The organism is Shewanella sp. (genome assembly GCF_047975355.1).
In the GTDB taxonomy this organism is placed as follows: Bacteria; Pseudomonadota; Gammaproteobacteria; order Enterobacterales; family Shewanellaceae; genus Shewanella.
Map to the genome: position 1 here is coordinate 38,000 of NZ_JBKEDJ010000020.1, position 18,935 is coordinate 56,934.

At 48.2% G+C, this 18,935-nt stretch carries 17 protein-coding genes; 8 read left to right on the forward strand and 9 right to left on the reverse strand.

From position 1 onward, the window contains the following. Positions 1-103: 103 nt before the first annotated feature. A complete protein-coding gene (locus ACK5NH_RS07525; protein ID WP_416918837.1) occupies positions 104-1,516 on the reverse strand; it encodes an amidohydrolase in 1,413 nt (470 codons plus the stop codon). 317 nt (positions 1,517-1,833) lie between these two features. Here ACK5NH_RS07525 and ACK5NH_RS07530 point away from each other — a divergent pair, with 317 nt between their 5' ends. Further along, positions 1,834-2,733 carry a helix-turn-helix transcriptional regulator gene (locus tag ACK5NH_RS07530; protein WP_416918839.1) on the forward strand — a complete coding sequence of 300 codons (900 nt, stop codon included), beginning with the start codon at positions 1,834-1,836 and terminating at the stop codon, positions 2,731-2,733. Between the two features lie 65 nt (positions 2,734-2,798). Further along, complete coding sequence (gene ftsZ / locus ACK5NH_RS07535; RefSeq protein WP_416918841.1) at positions 2,799-3,935, forward strand: cell division protein FtsZ; 1,137 nt, start codon at positions 2,799-2,801, stop codon at positions 3,933-3,935. On the opposite strand, the gene ACK5NH_RS07540 is transcribed toward ftsZ, so the two are convergent. Both ACK5NH_RS07540 and ACK5NH_RS07545 read right to left on the reverse strand, forming a co-directional pair. Next, positions 3,932-4,570, reverse strand: a complete 639-nt coding sequence (locus ACK5NH_RS07540) for a class I SAM-dependent methyltransferase (protein WP_416918843.1) — start codon at positions 4,568-4,570, stop codon at positions 3,932-3,934. The genes ftsZ and ACK5NH_RS07540 overlap by 4 nt on opposite strands. A gap of 66 nt (positions 4,571-4,636) precedes the next feature. Continuing rightward, entirely contained in the window at positions 4,637-4,957 is a 321-nt protein-coding gene (locus ACK5NH_RS07545) for a hypothetical protein (RefSeq protein WP_416919000.1), read from the reverse strand. A 322-nt stretch (positions 4,958-5,279) separates the two neighbouring features. Between ACK5NH_RS07545 and ACK5NH_RS07550 the strand changes: the two genes are divergently transcribed. Continuing rightward, positions 5,280-7,400: a putative bifunctional diguanylate cyclase/phosphodiesterase gene (locus tag ACK5NH_RS07550; protein WP_416918845.1), complete on the forward strand. Its 2,121-nt coding sequence runs from the start codon at positions 5,280-5,282 to the stop codon at positions 7,398-7,400. Between the two features lie 267 nt (positions 7,401-7,667). Here ACK5NH_RS07550 and ACK5NH_RS07555 read toward each other — a convergent pair whose 3' ends face one another. Next, positions 7,668-8,270 (reverse strand): tRNA-uridine aminocarboxypropyltransferase, encoded by a 603-nt coding sequence (locus ACK5NH_RS07555; RefSeq protein ID WP_416918847.1) that lies wholly within the window; start codon positions 8,268-8,270, stop codon positions 7,668-7,670. Between the two features lie 200 nt (positions 8,271-8,470). Between ACK5NH_RS07555 and ACK5NH_RS07560 the strand changes: the two genes are divergently transcribed. Next, the gene (locus ACK5NH_RS07560; RefSeq protein ID WP_416918849.1) at positions 8,471-9,304 is read left to right on the forward strand and encodes a putative porin; all 834 of its coding nucleotides are present in this window, start codon (positions 8,471-8,473) and stop codon (positions 9,302-9,304) included. Between the two features lie 66 nt (positions 9,305-9,370). On the opposite strand, the gene ACK5NH_RS07565 is transcribed toward ACK5NH_RS07560, so the two are convergent. After that, positions 9,371-10,579, reverse strand: coding sequence for a multidrug effflux MFS transporter (locus tag ACK5NH_RS07565; RefSeq protein WP_416918851.1), 1,209 nt, complete (start codon positions 10,577-10,579; stop codon positions 9,371-9,373). Positions 10,580-10,694: 115 nt separating this feature from the next. Between ACK5NH_RS07565 and ACK5NH_RS07570 the strand changes: the two genes are divergently transcribed. After that, on the forward strand, positions 10,695-11,654 hold the full coding sequence (locus ACK5NH_RS07570) for a LysR family transcriptional regulator (protein WP_416918853.1): 960 nt from the start codon (positions 10,695-10,697) through the stop codon (positions 11,652-11,654). A gap of 62 nt (positions 11,655-11,716) precedes the next feature. Here ACK5NH_RS07570 and ACK5NH_RS07575 read toward each other — a convergent pair whose 3' ends face one another. After that, a complete protein-coding gene (locus ACK5NH_RS07575; protein ID WP_416918855.1) occupies positions 11,717-13,588 on the reverse strand; it encodes a methyl-accepting chemotaxis protein in 1,872 nt (623 codons plus the stop codon). A gap of 429 nt (positions 13,589-14,017) precedes the next feature. Between ACK5NH_RS07575 and ACK5NH_RS07580 the strand changes: the two genes are divergently transcribed. Continuing rightward, positions 14,018-14,353 (forward strand): hypothetical protein, encoded by a 336-nt coding sequence (locus tag ACK5NH_RS07580; RefSeq protein ID WP_416918857.1) that lies wholly within the window; start codon positions 14,018-14,020, stop codon positions 14,351-14,353. 2 nt (positions 14,354-14,355) lie between these two features. Here ACK5NH_RS07580 and ACK5NH_RS07585 read toward each other — a convergent pair whose 3' ends face one another. Together ACK5NH_RS07585 and ACK5NH_RS07590 are read right to left on the reverse strand one after the other, a co-directional pair. Continuing rightward, the gene (locus tag ACK5NH_RS07585) at positions 14,356-15,813 is read right to left on the reverse strand and encodes a DUF4145 domain-containing protein (protein WP_416918859.1); all 1,458 of its coding nucleotides are present in this window, start codon (positions 15,811-15,813) and stop codon (positions 14,356-14,358) included. Between the two features lie 36 nt (positions 15,814-15,849). Then, positions 15,850-16,557 carry a hypothetical protein gene (locus tag ACK5NH_RS07590; RefSeq protein WP_416918861.1) on the reverse strand — a complete coding sequence of 236 codons (708 nt, stop codon included), beginning with the start codon at positions 16,555-16,557 and terminating at the stop codon, positions 15,850-15,852. A gap of 191 nt (positions 16,558-16,748) precedes the next feature. Between ACK5NH_RS07590 and ACK5NH_RS07595 the strand changes: the two genes are divergently transcribed. Both ACK5NH_RS07595 and ACK5NH_RS07600 read left to right on the forward strand, forming a co-directional pair. Then, positions 16,749-17,276: a DUF2780 domain-containing protein gene (locus ACK5NH_RS07595; protein WP_416918863.1), complete on the forward strand. Its 528-nt coding sequence runs from the start codon at positions 16,749-16,751 to the stop codon at positions 17,274-17,276. A gap of 97 nt (positions 17,277-17,373) precedes the next feature. Then, positions 17,374-17,835, forward strand: coding sequence for a TerB family tellurite resistance protein (locus tag ACK5NH_RS07600; RefSeq protein ID WP_416918865.1), 462 nt, complete (start codon positions 17,374-17,376; stop codon positions 17,833-17,835). 89 nt (positions 17,836-17,924) lie between these two features. Here the strand turns inward: ACK5NH_RS07600 and ACK5NH_RS07605 are convergent, their stop codons facing one another. Then, positions 17,925-18,749 carry an HDOD domain-containing protein gene (locus tag ACK5NH_RS07605; protein ID WP_416918867.1) on the reverse strand — a complete coding sequence of 275 codons (825 nt, stop codon included), beginning with the start codon at positions 18,747-18,749 and terminating at the stop codon, positions 17,925-17,927. Positions 18,750-18,935: the final 186 nt, after the last annotated feature.

Consider the following 18,935-nt stretch of genomic DNA (forward strand, 5'->3'; position numbering starts at 1 on the left):
AAGGCAAATTGCCTAGCAAATCAAGCACGGGAAGGCCTTCCCGCGCCGATTTTTTGTAAGCTCAAGTTATACCGAAAAGCTGACGGAATAAGGCTTAAGCGATTTATTGCGCCTTAAGTGCCGTAAGGGCAACCTTGGTCATGGCTTCAACGCCAACTTTTAACGCACTTTCATCCACATAGAAGGCGGGAGAATGGTTACTGGCCGCCGTTTCAGGATCTGTGCCTTTTGGTGTCACACCAAGGAAGAAAAACATCCCAGGTGACTCTAAGGCATAGAAGGAAAAGTCCTCGGCACCTGTGATCAATCCTGGCTCTATCAGCATCTTATCGCCGACCACGCTAGCAAGCACGGGGCGCATACTGGCGACCAATTCGGGATTATTCACCACCACGGGATAACCTTGATGGATTTCGGTTGTCGCGGTGGCGCCTAAAGTTTTTGCCGATAACTCGGCGATTTCAGCCAAGCGCACCTTAATATCGGCACGCATAGGTTGGTCAAAGGTGCGGATGGTGCCAATCAGTTCCACTTCATCGGGAATAATATTCGAGCGAATACCGCCATTTACTGCGCCAAAACTCACCACAGCGGGCGCTTTGGTAATATCCACCTGACGACTGACAATGGTTTGCACATTGGTAATAATTTGCGCCGCGGCGACAATAGGGTCGACGCCATTCCACGGACGCGAACCATGGGTTTGGCGACCTTTCACTTTGATCGTAAAGGAGTCTTCACTCGCCATGGCAGGGCCGCTACGCACCCCAATCATGCCGCTTGGCATACTCGAAGTCACATGCATGCCAAACACTTGGTCGGGTTTACGCTTGGCAAACAGTCCTTGTTTTAGCATTAATTCCGCACCGCCCTCTTCGCCATCGGGCGCACCTTCTTCGGCGGGTTGGAAGATAAACATCACATCGCCGGCAAGGCTATCTTTCACTTTCACTAAGTTTTCGGCCACGCCCATTAACATAGCCACATGGGTATCGTGACCGCAGGCATGCATCACCCCTACGGTTTGACCGCGATAGGTATCCGTCGCTTTGGAGGCAAAGGGCACATCGACGACTTCGGTCACTGGCAACGCATCCATATCTGCACGGATCGCAATCAAAGGGCCGGGTTTACCGCCCTTTAACTTTCCGCCTTTCAAGATAGCAACAACGCCAGTATGGGCGATACCCGTTTGTACTTCTAACCCGAGGGATTTCAGATGCTTTTCGATAATCTTGCTGGTGCGAAACTCGCGATTAGATAACTCAGGATGTTGGTGCAAATCACGGCGCCAGTCGATCACCTTTTGCTCCACACCCGCCGCCAACTTAGCCGCATCGGACTGCGCCGCATCGGCAGAACTGACCCCTGCGCCCAGCAAGCTCAAAGTTAGAGCAGAGGCGAGTAAGCTCTTGGTGAATCTTGATGTACTCACACCGAATGAACTCACATAAGGTGCAAAGGATGTGGCTACTGAGGATGTTGATAAAGCGCGCGATACCGAGGATACAGTCATAGCGATAACCTATTGTTGTTTTTATAAGCTATCTAAACTACACGGACATTGAGAAATTGTTAATAGATTTAATAGTAAGGAGACATTGCGCAAGGATGTTTAGTGCACTCAGTGTAAATCACGCAGCTTGCAAAATATGCGAAAACCCATTGTTGATGGCCTTCTGAAATCAAAAGACGAGGCAAAGCGATCACTCGCATAAGGTGAGTCAGTCGGGATTTTGAGAGATTTTCACACACCATTCGAAACCTGCGACAGCTTTTGTCGCAGCCTTTGATTAATATACTGTTATTCCGCTAAACATCGAAAAATCCACTATGCAGCCTAACTTTCAACGCCAAGTGACACTACTGAGCTTAATCCCGCGAGCGCCACGTAAAATCTCGGTAAACGAATTAGTCGAACGGCTGGCAAACCGCACGCAGGATATCAGTAAGCGTTCGGTGCAAAGGGATTTAAAGGCCATGTATGAAATGGGCACCTTTGGCTTACGCCTCGATGATAGAAACAAGCCCTATGGTTGGTCGATTGAGTCCTGCTGGCGCGGGTTGAACCTAGATCTAATGGACCAACATATGGCGCTGGCGTTAACCACCTTAAAGCGCAGTGCGAGTCAGTTAATGCCACCACAAAGCTTGCAGCAACTACAGCCCTACTTCGACAGGGCCGATCAGGTGCTGGCTAGCGATCCAGAAAATCCTTGGCTCTATTGGGCGTGCAGAGTCGCACAGCTTCCCGAGCCTTACCCCTTTATCCTACCCCAGCACCAACCTCAATCTTTAGAAGTCATACAGCAAGCTATTTTGGATAAGAAACAAATTCGCTGCGATATCAAAAAATGGATCAATGGTAAAATGCATTGGCTGCATTACAACCCTATAAATCCACAAGGAATTTTAATTCGCGATGGGGTGGCGCTACTCGCTTTTACCATTGGCAGTTTTGATAAGCGCCGCCACCACAAACCGATAGGCTTACTGCGTAACGCGCAGCTATTGCCCAGCGCGGCGGTTAAGAGTGCCGATTTTGATATCAATAAAACCGCACAGGGCTCGCGTGGCGAGAAGATGCGTCTCGGACACCCCAAAGCTGCGCACAGCATTGTGGGAAATGGCCGATACCGTGGAGGTACTGGCACCGGTAAAACTGCGGGAGCACTTTGCCGCACTCAGCCAAAAAATGGCGGCGAAATACCGTTAAACCGTTTATCGCATTGATGCGACAAGCTGAGTCGCAACTCAAGGTTAGTCTTGCTTTACCATTGCTAACTGTGAGAGTCGCTATGTTTGAACTAATTCATGAAACCGCCACTGGCGCCATGCCCAAATTAACGGTATTCGGCGTCGGAGGCTGTGGTTGTAATACCATTAATCAACTCAGCCAAGTCAATCTGCCATCCAGCGTAGAATTAATTTCCGTCAATACCGATGCCCAAGCCATGGCCGCCACCAGCAGCCATTACCGTATTCAAATTGGTTCACAAACGACGAAAGGCTTAGGCGCAGGCGCCAAGCCCGATGTCGGCTGCGCAGCAGCGATTGAGTCGGCGCAGGCATTAACTGAACAAATGCAGCATAGCGATATCGTGTTTCTCACCGCGGGATTAGGCGGTGGTACAGGTACGGGCGCGCTACCACAGGTGGCAAAGCTCGCTCGAGAGTTAACCAAACCTGTTATCGCCGTTGTGACCATGCCTTTTAGCTTTGAGGGCCAGCACAGAAAAGCCAATGCCGAAGCCGGACTACAGGAATTATTGGAGAGCGCCAATGCCGTTATCGTTCTCCCCAACGATAAGCTTGCCGAGGTGCTTGGGGCAAAAGTGACCCTGCTTAATGCCTTCAAAGAGAGTAATAAAATTTTACAGGATGTGTTATTGGGGCTTGCCAATACCATCAGCCAAGCTGGACTTATCAATATTGATTTAAATGATTTTATTTCCGTCATCAGCCGCCAAGGTCGCGCCGCAATGGGCGTGAGCGGCCTTCAAGGCGATGAGGACCTTATCTCGGCGGTTAAACGCGCCATGCAACATCCCTTGCTCGATAATATCGAACTCAATCAAGCGCAAGCGGCAATTGTCAGTGTTGTCGCAAAAGACACGATAGAGCTCAGTCAATACAACCAAATCGGCGCAACTGTACATGAGCAATTACCGCGAGATGCCCTAGTGATTATTGGGCTCACTATCGACCCTGACCTCGAATCGGAGCTCGAAATCATGGTGATCGCAACGGGGATTGGATTCGTGCGGTCAGGAAATCCAGACCATACCCAGGCGGTTGATGATAGCTATATCAATGTACATGACTTTATTAAGCGTCCTGCCATACCAATATCCGAACCCGAACCATCGAAGTTCGATTTAGAAAATTTGCAGATCCCAACTTATCTGCGGCAGCAAAAGCCCCAAGCGCACTAGTGGGCTTTATGCAAAAAAACCACGTCTTTGTCGATGATTTCCAGTTGCCAGCCGTAATGCTCGGCGAGCCACTGAAAGGTGGCTTCAGAGTAAAAGTTAATATGGGTGGGATCATTTTTATAATGCCAAGAGCTAAATGCCGTGGGATTGAGCACTCGCTTGGTCATCACGGCCAAAATGCCTTTTGGTTTGAGTAAGGAGTTTAATAAGCTCAATAACGCATCGGCATCACTCACATGCTCAATGACCTCAGTCAGGGTAATAAAATCGTATTGCCGTGCGAGTAATTCGGGATTGTTAGCGTAATAGAGATCGTAGTTTTCGATCCGATAGCCCCGCGCTTGCGCCATCAGACTCAATGCCTTGCCCTCACCACAACCAAAATCTAGCCCTAATGCCGAAGGGGTAAAGCGTGCCAACAAGGGGGCGAGGGTTCTGTCTAAAAACTGCTGGTAACCGATATCCTGTGGATGATTCTCATGCTTATCATACTCAGCTTTTTCGGCTTCAGGACTCAGATAAAATTCGGCGGGCACGCTCACCAAGGCACAGTTCTGACACTGTTGGTAACGGCGGCGTTTATCTTGGTGGTAAGCCACTAAATCGGCACTATGGCAGAGAGGACAGGTGTTCAACGGTAATTCCTAGCAGAATCAAAGGGCAAACTGTGAATGTTGCCCTTAAAGTAAAAGAACTAACAACTAAGGTTTGGGGATTTTACGCTCTTTGGCAGCCGCTTCCTTGGCTTCTTGTAGATATTTTTGCTCGCGGCTTTCCCTTTCATCGAACTGCTTTTGAGCCTTAAGCTTTTGTTGGGCTTCCCAATCCTGCGGATTGGACTGTTGGCGGATTTTTTCTTCCCGAACCGAAGTTTCTTGGGCGGCTCGGCGGGCCTTTTCAAGCTGCGCCTGCTCGATACGCTGCGAGTCGATGCGCGCCTTATCGGCCCGTTGCTCTAAGGTCAGCCGTGGTTTCGGCTGATCAGCCGCGTACACCGAGGGTGATAACATTCCGGCACACATGCTTAATGCAATGATTGGGATAAATTTTGGCATCCTATGTTCCTTAGAGTCCTTCCTCGGCTGATTGACACTGCAAACTGAACATTCAAGGCAGAACATAGCATAAAAACGTATTTGCCAGTGATGGGTTAGCATGATTTTCGTATAAGGCAGAAAAACAACTATCTTAATCTGTCAGTTTTTAGTTGTTATTTGAGCAAAATCTCGATTAAGTTTATTTTAACCCCGTTGGAATGATGTACTATTTGGATTAATTTCGTTATAGACGAAGTACCTAGCTATAGGATGTGACCTTAATTTGCGTCACAAGGGAGTATCCTAGATGATCAGATGGCAACACTTGCTCAATAAACTCAGTACAGATGATTCTGTATTGCAAGATAAGCTGTCACGCTGGCAAGACAGTCCCCATCAGACTCCCCTCGCCTTGATCCAAGGCTTTAGTTTTATTAGCGCAAACAACGCCACTCTCGATTATTTTGGCGCCGAATACGATGCCTTACTGAATTCCACACCCTATGACTTTTCACCTAGGATCCAATCTTCTGGGCGAAATAGCGTTGAATTTGCGAGAGAAATGATTCTTGAGGCTGCATCGGGGAACCATGTCGAATTCAGTTGGCTTCACCTGAGCCAACAGGGTAAAGAACTTCCAACCAAGGTAAAACTCTACCCTTGTCATTTGCAGCAACAGTCCGTGGTGCTCGTTGAGCTACAAGCACTCAACCGTCGGACTCAAGTTCGGCCGTCAATCTCCGATGGTTTTGCCCATATCCCAAAAGAAATAATGGCGACCACACTCGAAGAGAGTGCCGAGGCCGTTTATATCACGGATGCAGACAATCGCATTTTGGCCGTTAATAAGGCAATGTGTCGTATCTGCGGTTACAGTGCCGAACAATTAATAGGTAAAACACCTGAGTTTTTAGAGGCTAAGCTCCTGCCGCTAGGGCAAGATACCGATTGCCAAGCCGCTCTCAAGCAACGGGGATTTTGGCATGGTGAAACCCTCAAACAGCGATCTGACGGGAGTCACTTTCCCGCGTGGCAGAGCAGTCGACGTATCGAGACGGATGATAATGCCCTATATCACGTGAATATTTTCAGTGATATCAGCACCAAAAAGTTACTAGAAACACAGCTTACAACCCGAGCAATGTATGACACGCTAACGGGGTTACCGAACCGTTATCATCTCAAGCAAATACTCAATAGTGCCCTCGACAAACTGAAGGATGACCCTTCGGCCCTCGGCGCCCTAATGTTTTTAGATCTCAATGGCTTTAAGAATATCAACGACAGCTTTGGTCATTCCATGGGTGACAGAGTACTGCAACTGGTGGCCGCGCGTTTGGAAGCGGGCTGCATCGAGAAGGCCGATATTGCCCGTATGGGTGGCGACGAATTTACCTTAGTGCTGCAGGAATGCAGTTGTAAGGAAGAAATCCAATTGTTTGCCCAGAAAATTTTGAGCCTGTTCGACAGTCCGTTCGAAATCGAAGGGCAAAAGTTCTTCCTCGGCACCAGTATTGGTATCGCGCTGTTCCCAACCCATAGTGATCAGGCGGGCCAACTGATTAGCTTGGCCGATACAGCTATGTATAGCGCCAAGAAAAATCAACCGCATCTCGTGTTTTATGATAAAGCGATGAGCCAAGCCGCCGAGCTGAAATTAAAGCTTATCAATAACCTAAGACATGCCCATAGCCTCAAACAGTTCAACCTCGCCTATCAGGCGATTGTCGATTTACACACCAATAAACCCATTGGTGCCGAGGCGCTGCTACGCTGGCAAAAATCCCCAAGCGAGCATTATGAGGCGGCAGAGTTCGTCCCCTTACTCGAGGAAACGGGGTTAATCATCACCATTGGACAATGGGCATTGGAGCAGGCCTGTAAACAGGCAACAATATGGCGCGCAAGTTATCAGCCTGATTTTAAGGTGTCGGTCAATGTGTCTCCCCTACAGCTGGAGCATGTGGATTTTGTCAGCCAAGTGATTAGCGCCCTAGAAATGGTAGCCCTGCCCGCTGAAGCACTGATTTTAGAAATCACCGAGTCTGCACTTTTACGCCAACCCGAGTTAGCCCGCCAAACCCTTGAGCGCATCAAAGCTTTAGGTGTGGGCATCGCGATTGATGACTTTGGCACGGGTCTCTCGTCGCTGAGTCGTTTGGGAACCTTACCGATAGACAGTGTGAAAATTGATGCTGAATTTGCCATGCGTCTTAATGATGCCTCGGGACAAAAGCTTTGCCATGCAATAGTGCAATTAGCACAGGCACTCGACATTCACTTTGTGGCAGAAGGCATAGAAACGCAGCAGCAAAAAGACATTATTACTCATATGGGGCAAGGCTTTGCCCAAGGCTTTTTGTTTGGCTATCCCAGTTCGGTTGAGCAGTTTACTCAAGCCTTTTTAGCCGAAAGGTGTATCGCTTAAGGCTTGGCAGTAATTTGGGAAACATTGACTTGTTTATTGAGTAGATTTGTCAGGTTGACTCATTGGCTCGATAGCCCTGCCAGCGCACCATAAAATATGGAATCACTCCCCTGCAAAGCAATTGGCTGGCAAAGCTATCTCATCATTTGCGGTGCAAATGAATCGTCGCTATTAAACCTTGTTTTAAGTTACGTTAGCGTGATCTGAATAAGATTTTAACTATTTTAATTCGTACGGAGTCTCAAAAACGTAAGAATTTAAAAACACTTACTCCCTGTCCTGATAACGGAGCCTCACCTGGGCAGGCATAGCCCGAATGCGCATATCCACCATCGCATCGAAGGCATTCAATAAAGGCGACACATCTAAATCCGCGTCGAGCGCCTTTAGCATATAAACACTAGCCTCTAAGGTTGACAGACTATCGCTGCGACTCGATTTACGGATCTTGTATCTTGATGCATAACATTCGGCCAAGTGCACCGCCGGCAATTGAGCTAACCAAGGATTTAACTGCAGTATTTTAAAAGCCTTTCGCCAGGTGCCATCGATCAACAACAGCACAGAATCGGCAGGAATCGTCTGACTCTCAACACTCACACTCTGCTCAGAGGGATACACAAGATAGATAGGGCGTCGACATCGGCTTAATTGCTCCCGCAATAAGGCAAAATCCACCTCAGTCTCCCCCACATGCACCTGAGTGTCGGGGACCACTAGACTTAATACCTTGACGCTATTCTTTTTATGTTCAACTTCCGATGGATGCTGCAATATCACTAGCTGCGTTTGCGGCTGTATCGGCTGCACATAATTACAGAGGCAAGTATTGAGGGGATAACTGCAAATAGGGCAATAGTGGCGGGTCAAAACAAGTTCTCTCTAAAACAATTATTCCGCAGTATAGCAGTTCGCTCCGCTTGGTATGGCATTCTGTTTAGTTGTTGAATTCGAAGCGATGTTGACATTTTGTTAACAAGGCGTATCTTCCGCAACTTAGGACCCAACGATAGTGAAATCCCATATCACTTTAAGGTGTTATACCCGTTACAATAACAAAAGGAACTGCAATGCTCGTTAATCGACTCAACCTCGCACTCATACTCGCCCTTACCAGCACCACAACCTTCGCCGCAACAGATAACACTTACCAGCATGATGTAAGCCTAGTGTATGCCAGTTCAACTGACGAGTTTAGCGATGGTTCTTGGGATGCGGATTACCGTTATTACTTTACGCCTGTTAGCCAAAATACTGTTCCCTATGCACTTAGCGGCTTTTTAGCGCAATCATCTAATATCAGTGTTGGTTATAACGTTAGTGAACATTCCGATTTCTATCGCATTAATGGAGAATATGTTTTTGATTCAAAATGGTTTATTGGGCTCAGTTATGGAATGATAGATAGTGATTATCAGGAGACAAATAACTACAGTGCCAAACTCGGTTATTACTTTAACGCCAATTCGGCCGTTTACCTGAAATATTCTACTGATAATACTGATCTTGCCTATGAGACATATTATAAAGGTGAAATTAACGTCGACACTGTGGGCCTTGGTATTCGTAGTTTTATTCCATTAGAATCAACAGCAGGCGTTGACCTGTACGCAGACTTAGGCTATTCGCACCGTGAGAGTTCATCAACTTTCGACTTTGGCAGCGATTACCATTATACGAGTAATGACACATCTTTGAACCTCGGCGCACGTTGGTTTATCAACAAATCTTGGGCCGTGGGAGCAAGTCATACAATCCAAGATGAGGATGATCCCTCAACCATTTATACTTCTTACTACTGGCGAATTACTGATTTTATCTCCGCTCAGACAAGTATCTCAAAATTCATTGATTCAGATGCAGATGATGTCCTCTTGGCCATAGGCATCAACGGTCGCTTCTAAAAAAATGCCCATAGCTATGGTCAAATAAGCTACGGGCAAAGGGTGTCTTGTAGGTTAGCCGTATGACTAATGCTCGGCGGCTAACTGCTCTTGGTGCCAGTGGTCGAAGCGGCTTAACGCCATCATAGAGAGTAATCCGATAGAAAATACTCCCATCACTAACGCCACAGCATAGGGTGCGGTCAGGTTAGTTTGTTGCACTAGGCCCGCAATCACTGATGCACCACTCATCTGAATAAAACCTAACATCGCTGTTGCAGTTCCTGCGCGCTCGCCAAAGGCAGACAGCGCCATACTGGTCGCAGGGCCTAATAAAAAAGCAAAACCAATACACAACAACATCATAGGCAGCATAAAGGCGAAGGCGGCAGCCATACCCACACTTGGGCCAAATGCTTGTGCTGCGATAATCAACACCGCCGAGAGCACCAGTAACACTAAGGCAAGGATGGCGGTTGGACGGTTGCCTAACTTGCGGATCACCACTGGCGCGGCAAAACAGGCCACAATATTGACCAAAGCATTCAAACCAAACAAACCACTAAAAGCTAACTCTGACACTCCTAGATGGCCGATAAGCCACACGGGAGAGTATGACACATAACTTAAAATCGCCGCCATCGCCGACATACAAGCAAAGGCATAGAACAAGAAATGGGTATTGCTCAGCACAGGCTTATAACGGCTCCAGCGGTACAAGGGACCACTGCTAACGGTATTGGCTGGACGAGTTTCGGGTAAACGATAACCCACCAAGAGCATCATCAAAATCGCGTATAGGGTCATAAACACAAAGGTCGAGCGCCAGCCAAATTGCATGGCTAATAGCCCGCCAAGGGTGGGCGCCAGTGCGGGGATCACGCAGATAGCCCCATTTAAGTAGCTGTAGATACGGGCGCCTTCCTTGGGCGAATAACAGTCACGCACCGCGCTAAAGACCACAATCGAGGTTGAACACGCCGCTAACCCTTGCAACACACGGGCAAGTTGTAACCAATGGAATTCAATCGCAGCGGCGGCAAGCAAACTGCTCGCGCCATAGAGCAACACGCCAAAAAGGGCCACGGGTCGACGTCCGTAACGGTCGGCTAAGGGACCAATCAAAATTTGACCCACACCCATAGCAAATAAAAACAGTACTAATGTGGACTGTACTTCACTGGCAGACACGGCGAACTCTGCCGCCATGGTTGGCATAGAAGGTAGATAAATATCAATCGCCAATGGGCTGAGTAGCACCAAAGACATCAAAATAGGTAACAGATTACGCCGCATAAAACTTATCTCGGTTAAACAGTAAAAGGTATTTCAGTGGGCGCTATTTTAAATAACTCAAGGTATGAACAGAAATGGTATAATTTCCAAAGTGAATTTCCTCTGAGGAATATCTATGAATCTCGACAACTTAGCCAGAATCGATCTCAACTTACTGGTGATATTGAAGGTTTTGCTCGAAGAACAGAGTGTCACCCGCGCAGCGAGTCGATTACATATTAGCCAGTCGGCGTTGAGCAAGAGCTTGAATCGCCTGCGAGAAACTCTAGATGATCCCCTGTTCCAACGCACTGCCCATGGCCTAAAACCCACGGCGCATGCGCTCAATATCGGGCTGAAGTTGCCGAATATTTTGCAGGACTTATATCAACTCACTCAGCCACCGACGTTTACACCGGCCAGCAGTAACAGGCAGTTTTCCTTTGCCATGGTTGAAAGCGCCTACGAAACCTTAATTCCCTATTTTATCGGCCCATTGTTAAGCACCGCGCCGAACCTTAAGCTCGATTCCTATGTTTGGACCGAGAAATCGATGCACGATTTGCAGCAGGGGCAAATTGACTTTGGGATCTCGGGGCGGGATCTACACCCGCTGTCAGACTCGCAAACGGACAGACTCCCAGATGGCATTAGCTGCCAAACCCTGTTTACCGACAGGCAAGTGTGTTTGGTGCGCCAAGATCATCCTTTGATGACCGCACTCACCTCGTCCCAGTGGGATTTAAATTTGTATTTGGATATGGCGCATGTGCAGGTGCGCTGTGAAGGGAGTGATTGGTGGGCGCTGGATTACTTTCTGGCCGACCTTGGCCACAGGCGTAAAATCAGCACGACAGTGCCCGATTTTTATGGCGCGGCCAGCATCTGTGCCCACAGTGATTTGATTTTTACCTTACCATCGAGCTTTGCACTGCACGCATGCAAGCTGTATCCACTGAGGCTGTTGCCTCTGCCCTTTGAATTTATCCCTATGGCCTACGTGCTGCTCTGGCATCAGCGCAACGATGAAGACCAAGGTCATAAATGGATGCGCGATACCATCTGCCAAAGTGTTGAAAAGCTTATGCAACCCTAAGATAAAAGACATAAAAAAGCCCAGGGTACAAGCGTATCCTGGGCTTATTCAACTAAACACACCTATAGAATAAAGGTCGCGACCTGGGCATTGAGATCATTTGCACGCGCCTTTAATGCTTGGGCTTGAGTCAGATCCGATTTCGCCGCCTCGGTGATTTCGTCGGTCACGTCCTTGATCGCCACGGTATTTTGGGTGATTTCCCCCGTAACCTGAGTTTGTTCCTCAGCAGCAGTGGCAATTTGCCCCGCCATATCCGAAATCACATTCACGGCTTGGGTGATTTCCTCCAGCGCCTTAGCGGCGGCATTAGCATCTTCCACGCTGTTGCCCGCAAGCATTTGACTGCTTTCCATCAAACTTACCGCTTTAGCTGTGGTACGTTGTAGGGTTTCAATGGTCGCATGCACTTCTTGGGTCGAATCTTGCGTCCGACGCGACAATACCCGCACCTCATCGGCGACCACCGCAAAACCGCGGCCCTGCTCACCCGCGCGGGCTGCTTCAATCGCCGCATTGAGTGCTAATAGGTTAGTTTGCTCCGCAATCCCTTGAATTGTCGCTAAAATGCTGGAAATAGACTGAGCATGGCGACTTAAATCTTCAATCACGTCTGTTGCCTGAGCGACTTCATCGGCCAAGGAGTTGATCGAACTGCGGGTTTTATTGACCAGCTCTTTGCCTTGGAAACTACTCGTAGCCGATTGCTGCGCCGCAGTTGCAGTGTTTTCCGCATTAGCGGCAATTTCATTGGTCGCGCTCGCCATTTCGGTCACCGCCGTTGCCACCATGGCCACTTCCTGCTGCTGACGTTGCAACTCTGCCACGGCAATATGGTTGGTTTTAAGACTGCGCTCAGCATCCGCATCTAGCTCGCTGGCTAACTGACGAATATGGCTGATCAGTTGATGCTGGCTGCCGACAAAACGGTTAAAACTATCGGCCAGTACACCCACTTCATCTTGAGTGTCGACCTCGATACGTTGAGTTAAGTCGCCATTACCATCGGCAATCCGCGCAAGTGCCTGTGAGACACGCCCTAGCGGCCCGAGCAGTAAACTTACCAGCCAAGAAATCGCCAATACGCTCAGTAATAACACTACGACGGAAAGTCCAAATTGCGTCAGCAGAAGATCGGTCAGAGGTGCCTCTAGAGTCTCCTTATCCAGCACTATCACCAGCTCCCAATCGGTATTGGGAATATCGACGCCCCAGACTAACTTGTCGCGGCCCTCATTCTCAAAATACATGGGCAATAAAGCACCCGCCTGACGGCTCTGCTGGGGTAAATCACGATTCAAGTCGTTGTCTATATCGCCAACTGGCTTCATCGCTTTCGAAGCTTCTTTGTAAGCAATCACAGTACCGTCTTTGTGCATCATGATCGCATAGCCGTTGGCGGGTAGAGTCATGCGATTCACGCTCTCGACCAGGCTCGCAATCGAGAGATCACCACCCACAACACCTTGGGAAGTCGCCTGTGCCATAGTGACCACTAACACATTGTACGCCACGTCGACATAGGGTTTAGTCAGGATTAAGCCACGCTCATTCATCGCCTGTTTATACCAAGGGCGCGTTCTCGGATCGTAGCCCGCACGATCTATGCTAGGATCTGAGTCCAGCATTTGCCCCGTCTGAGTACCATAATAGGTCAGTTGGAATCGTCCCGAAGCCTGTGCTTGCTGTAAGGCATTTAAACTGTCACCTTCAACCTTAGATGCTAATGCACCCACTATATCTTGACGTCCGGCAAGCCATTCTTGAATACGCTCGGCCTGTTGTTCACCTAAGCGTTGCACCTGTTCTAAGCTATTTTGCAACAATAATGATTTTTGACTGGAAAAGCTTTGCCATGACAGCAAGCCGATCACGAGGGACAGCGCGATCACGACCGAAATCAGGATCTTTTGTTTAAGCGAATATGAGTTCATTTGGTATCTACGGTTTTACACAGCACAGAAGGAAGTGAGGGATGAGAGGTTGGCGCTTAATGTCGCAAATTTACAGTTTTTGCCAAAACCAATCATAATATCGGCTAAATTTTCGCACATATTGCACAATAAACAAAGAATCACTCATCATCAAATTAATAAATAATTAAGTAAAAACATAAAGATAATCTTATTTAAATCATTTAAAACATAATACCAACCAAAAAACACAGCAGGCCAGATTGCATAACAATTTAAGCTTGTAGACGTAAAAGAACGTAAATTAACCCAAATTAACGTGACCTCATCCGCTTATTTATTGCACACTGATTCTCCATAGCATTGGGAAAGAGGCCTCTCGATGATGTCAATTTGGCAAATCCTTAGACCATTCGCCTTACGGCTCGCCCATTTTGATGAGGAGTTCTTATGATCTATCAACAATTTCAACAGAGCCCATTTCAGCCACGAATTTCAGGACCACGGGCTTGGTTAGCCATGGCCGTTAGTGTAAGCCTAATTTGTTTATCTCTGTTTTTATTACCTTTTGTGCTTTTGTTCGGTGCAATTGCGCTCGGCAGCCTAGTACTATTTAGCCGTATTTATGTGGCGCGCCAAGTGAGTAAGTTTAATCGTGCCCAAGCACAAGCGCAGGAGGCAGCAAGCCAAGAGACTGAGTTTTATCGTTCCACAAATGTGGTGCGTGAAATCCATGCGGAGCAATATCGTGGCCGCACCTTTGAACATCAACAGGATGAGAAATAATACTAAGCGCTTAGTATAGTTTTTGCGCGCTTAAGGGTCTGAATCTCGCCGGGATCTTGTGTCATTTCCAGCACAGTATCAACTTGCAATGCGAGCGAATGCCATAGGGGCTCGATAATCTCAGCCTCTTTGGCATTGGCATGACGACGCGCGAGGTTGAGCAGCGCCGCTGAGCCCACCACATCGATGCGCCCTAAAATACCGTCTGCGAGCGCCATGCTCAGTTCAATCATGGCTGGCACGCTGTGACCATATTTAATCACTTCACGCAGGTAACGCTCTGCCTGACTCACATCGCCACCCAAACCACTTTCATCGTTTAGCATATGCTGTGCGCGGGTGAACATTGCATCGAGCTGACCTTGCTCAGCCGCTTCGGCCATCCAATATTCACTGACGATAGGATCTCGCTTACAACCGTCGCCATTGGCGAGCATTAAGGCCAAATGGTACTGGGCATGGGGATAACCCGCTTGGGCAGCTTTACTAATAAAATAATAGGCTTGGGGCAGATCTTTCGTCTGGTAGTAAAGCACACCTAGATTTGCCATGGCTTCGGTTTGCTCGCCCTCGGCCGCCAGTTGTAAGTAGTGTTTCGCCTGGACTAAATCCGGCTTAAATGACTCGCTGCCCACCAGATAAAAATAACCCAGTAGCGCCATCGCATTGACTACGCCCGCCTCCGCGGCATTGGCAATCACCGCCTCACCCTCAATGGTATTGGCCGGTCCGTGATAACCGTGGATAAGTCCGACACCATGTTCATAGAGTGCCTCAGGGTGTTTTGGCGCAGCAAGGGCAAACCAATAGGCGGCTTTGGCAAAAGAATCGCTGGCTTTTTGCGCCACGTCCTTTACTGCGGGGCCATTTTCATCGTCATTGCCGTAGGACTGGTCGACCAAGGCAAGCTCTTGCTCTTTAAGCATTAATCCTTTGGTTTTAAAAGAGATCCCTACAAGGTATTGCGCCTTAGGATCGTCTTCCATGACCGCGCGGTAACAGAGATCTTTGATTGTGACAGCATCGCTGGCTTGGTAACGGTAAGCGGGAGCTGCACGCCCTATCACCTTAGGATACAAGTGTTCAATTAAGGCCAGCACATCTTTAATGGCCTTTTGGGCCAAGGCGAGCAATTGCTCTTGAGTTAGATGGTATTTTTCAGGATGAGCGCCACGATTACCGTCGCCACGCAGACGATGTAAGGCTCTGGTAGTTTTCACATCGATCAAACGCTTTTGATTTAGCAGTTCGATACGATCATAGAGATTCGGGCTGGTAAAGGAGACATCCTTCCCCTGCCCGAGCAGTTCGGTCAACCTGTGGGTAAAACTGCGGATATGCAGCAGTGACTGAGTGGGCACATCCTGCACATAGTTTTTGGCGTTGAGGTAATCATCGAGGAGAGAGGCCGAAAACCCTTGGATAAATTCGCTATCCAGTAACTCAGCTCCTATCTCCATATATCCTTACCTCAGCTCGAATGCACTCAGTTGATGTTATTCCGCAGTTGGCTTTTTCGTCACCATATATAGGCGGAACAGCGCTAAGTTAACGAATAAACCGATAAAAGCCATCAAGGTATCCGCCAGCATTTGCACAGGTAGGCCACCCAGAGACGCGGCACCAGAGAGCTGAGCACCAATGACTGAAAGCGGCAAGTAAAGCATCAATAAGGCGATGGTTTTCAGCACGATTGGACCACTAAAGCTAAAGCTTGCCTTAATAGCTTCCAGCGGCGTTAAACGTTCAACCACCACCATAAAGTTCACATAGGCTAGGCGGGCGAACAGATAGAAGCTGATGACGAGTCCCACTAACCACATTGGACCGAAAGCGGCAAATAACATCACAGGCGCTAAAATCGCCAGTCCAGAAAATACCCCAGCCAGCAGCAATGGCGGCACAAAGGGTAAACTGGCTTTCAATACCATGCCGGCCGATGGGTTATGCCCTTGGGATCTCAGCTCTAAAAACAGCGTTAATGCGGCAATCAGTACCGAAAAAATCAACAGCAGTAGCATCATGGCGATCATATGCGGTGCGCCAAACTGTGGATTTTCCAGATCGACTTTGCTCATCTCTGTGCCTAGCCATAGCTGAATACCCACCTGCACTAACAGCAATGGCACTGTCAGTATGGCAAGCTGAGTGAGATGATTACGGAAAAAGTTATAAGCTTCGGTCAAAATTGCGGATAGTGACATGCGCCTTTCCAAAATAATTGAAGTAAATTAACACCGTGAATTGCCGCTAAGGATACCGAAAATCCCAGCCTAATGCACAACACAAATCACTTGAGTGAACCGTTAATCACAGAAAACTGCTGCAACAAAAGTCGCAAAGCCGTTACACTGTCACCCTTAATTGCGCGCAAACCCTCAAAGGATGCCACTCTATGAAACACACTCTCACTCTCTCGATTCTGATTAGCGCCAGTCTTTTGGCGGCTCCCGCCAGCGCAGGCTGGTTAGATAACCTTGCCGGAACACAAGCCAAAACGGAAAAAGCTGCTACCAGTACCGCTACTGAGTCAAACGAGTTAGTTGGCAGCGTTATGTCGCAACTCGGTTTAAGCCAAACCCAAGCCGAAGGTGGTTTAGGCAGTCTGTTAGGCTTAGCCCAGTCTAGCCTAGGGTCGAATGATTACACCAAATTAGCGGCCAGCATTCCTAATGCCGACAGCCTATTAGCCGCGGCGCCTAAACTCGATGCGAATTCAGGCGTTTCTGGCCTGTTGTCTAAGGCTGGCAATATTGGCACTTCCCTACAGGGCAGTGCAATGGTGTTAGATGCTTTTGAAAAATTAGGGATTTCTAAAGAGTTAGCCATGCCTATGATCGATATCGCTAAGTCTTACCATGAGACGAATGGCGCCGAAGGCAGCTCAGATCTCCTGATGAAGGGCCTAAATTCCCTGCTGTAATCCTTGCCTCTCACCCTAAGCCCATGGCTTAGGGTGAACTTTGATAGTAAAAATCACTCTATTTAGTTAGTCCTTCTTGCCAGAGCAGTGCCCTTTTATGATTGCTAAGCTGAAACGATTCCTTCAATCCCATACCCAGGCCATCTCCCCCGAGGAAAAAGCCTATCAACTCAAGTTGGCGGCAGCGAGCATGTTGCTCGAAGTGGTGTTTGCCGATGAAACTTTGGCATCGGAAGAAATGGCGTTATTGCCGACACTACTGACAGAAACATTGTCTATGCCAGTACAGGAAGCCAGCGAGCTGATTGAAGAAGCCAAAAAAGCCCAAGGTAATGCCACCTCATTGTTTGAGTTTACCAATACAATTAATACCGAGTTTAGCGTGGAACAGAAGCAGCAATTGTTACTCGCGATGTGGCAGTTAGCCTATGCCGATGGGCAACTCTCCCAGTACGAAGATCAGATCATTCGCCGCACCGCCGATTTGCTGTATCTCAAGCACAGCGAACTTATTCAGATGCGTAATCAGGCTATCGAAGCCACCCAAGCGGCACTCTAAGATCAGGCAATAAAAAAGCATGAATTGCAGTGATGCCATTCATGCTTTGATTCTCACGATTAAGATTGCCGCTTGTTGATCAAACAGGCTTAAGCAAGCGCCTTACCAATCTCGAACCCTGCGCCTCTCAACTCAGTTAACTTGGCTCGCAATCCACCCATTTCCATCTTTAAGCCTTTCTTGGTCGCCAATTGCGATAACCAACTTGTTTTATCGTCATCTTCAATGTTGTCCCAATCCTCCAGCACTTTATAGGCTAGGCATAACAATGCCGCCAATTTAGAGAAAGGATTCGAATCCTTGGGGTGATCCTGATACAGAATTCCTTGTACCAACGCGGGGGTAAATTTCCAGTTTTGAGCCAACAGGGCACCAATATCGGGGGAATCGTAGCCAAGGAGTTCACGCTCAAAGGTATGTTTATCTTTACCTTGGGCAACGGCTTCGGTAATTTTTTCAGCATCTTCGGGAGAAATCGCCGCAATCAATAAATCACCAATCCGGTGGAGGATACCGCAGGTAAAAGCCTCATCGGGCTGCACACCGCAACGTTTGGCCATCTCTTGGCTGTAGAGTGCAATTTCAAATGTTTGCCCCCAAAACTGCGCCAAATCGACCCCTTGGCATTTAGGCACCGACCCCATCACCGCTGAAGCCAAGACTAAGGTTCGTAGCGTCTGCATGCCTAGGCGCACTACAGCTTCGTCAATGCTGCCCACTTCGCGGCTGTGACCGTAATGGGCGCAGTTGGCCAGCCTCAGCACCTTAGCGCTGATCAAGGGATCGTGGGACACCTTAGTCGCAATGTTTTTGACCGTGGCATTATCATCGTTCACCACCTCGAGCAGTTCACTAATGGCTTTAGGTAAACGAGGTAAGTCATCGACTCGACTCAGTAGCGCAGCAGAATCCATATTTATTCTCCTTCGACGTGAATGATCAAAATATAGAACACAGAACTTAGCCTCGCTTGCAAAGATATCGCCGTATATCAATGGCGTCTGCAACTTTTGCCTTCCTTCAAACGGCTTTTAATACAAGTGGCAATCCCCCTCAAATCCGCTCGGCAAGCACGATAGGCTTATACTTCAGGCCATTCC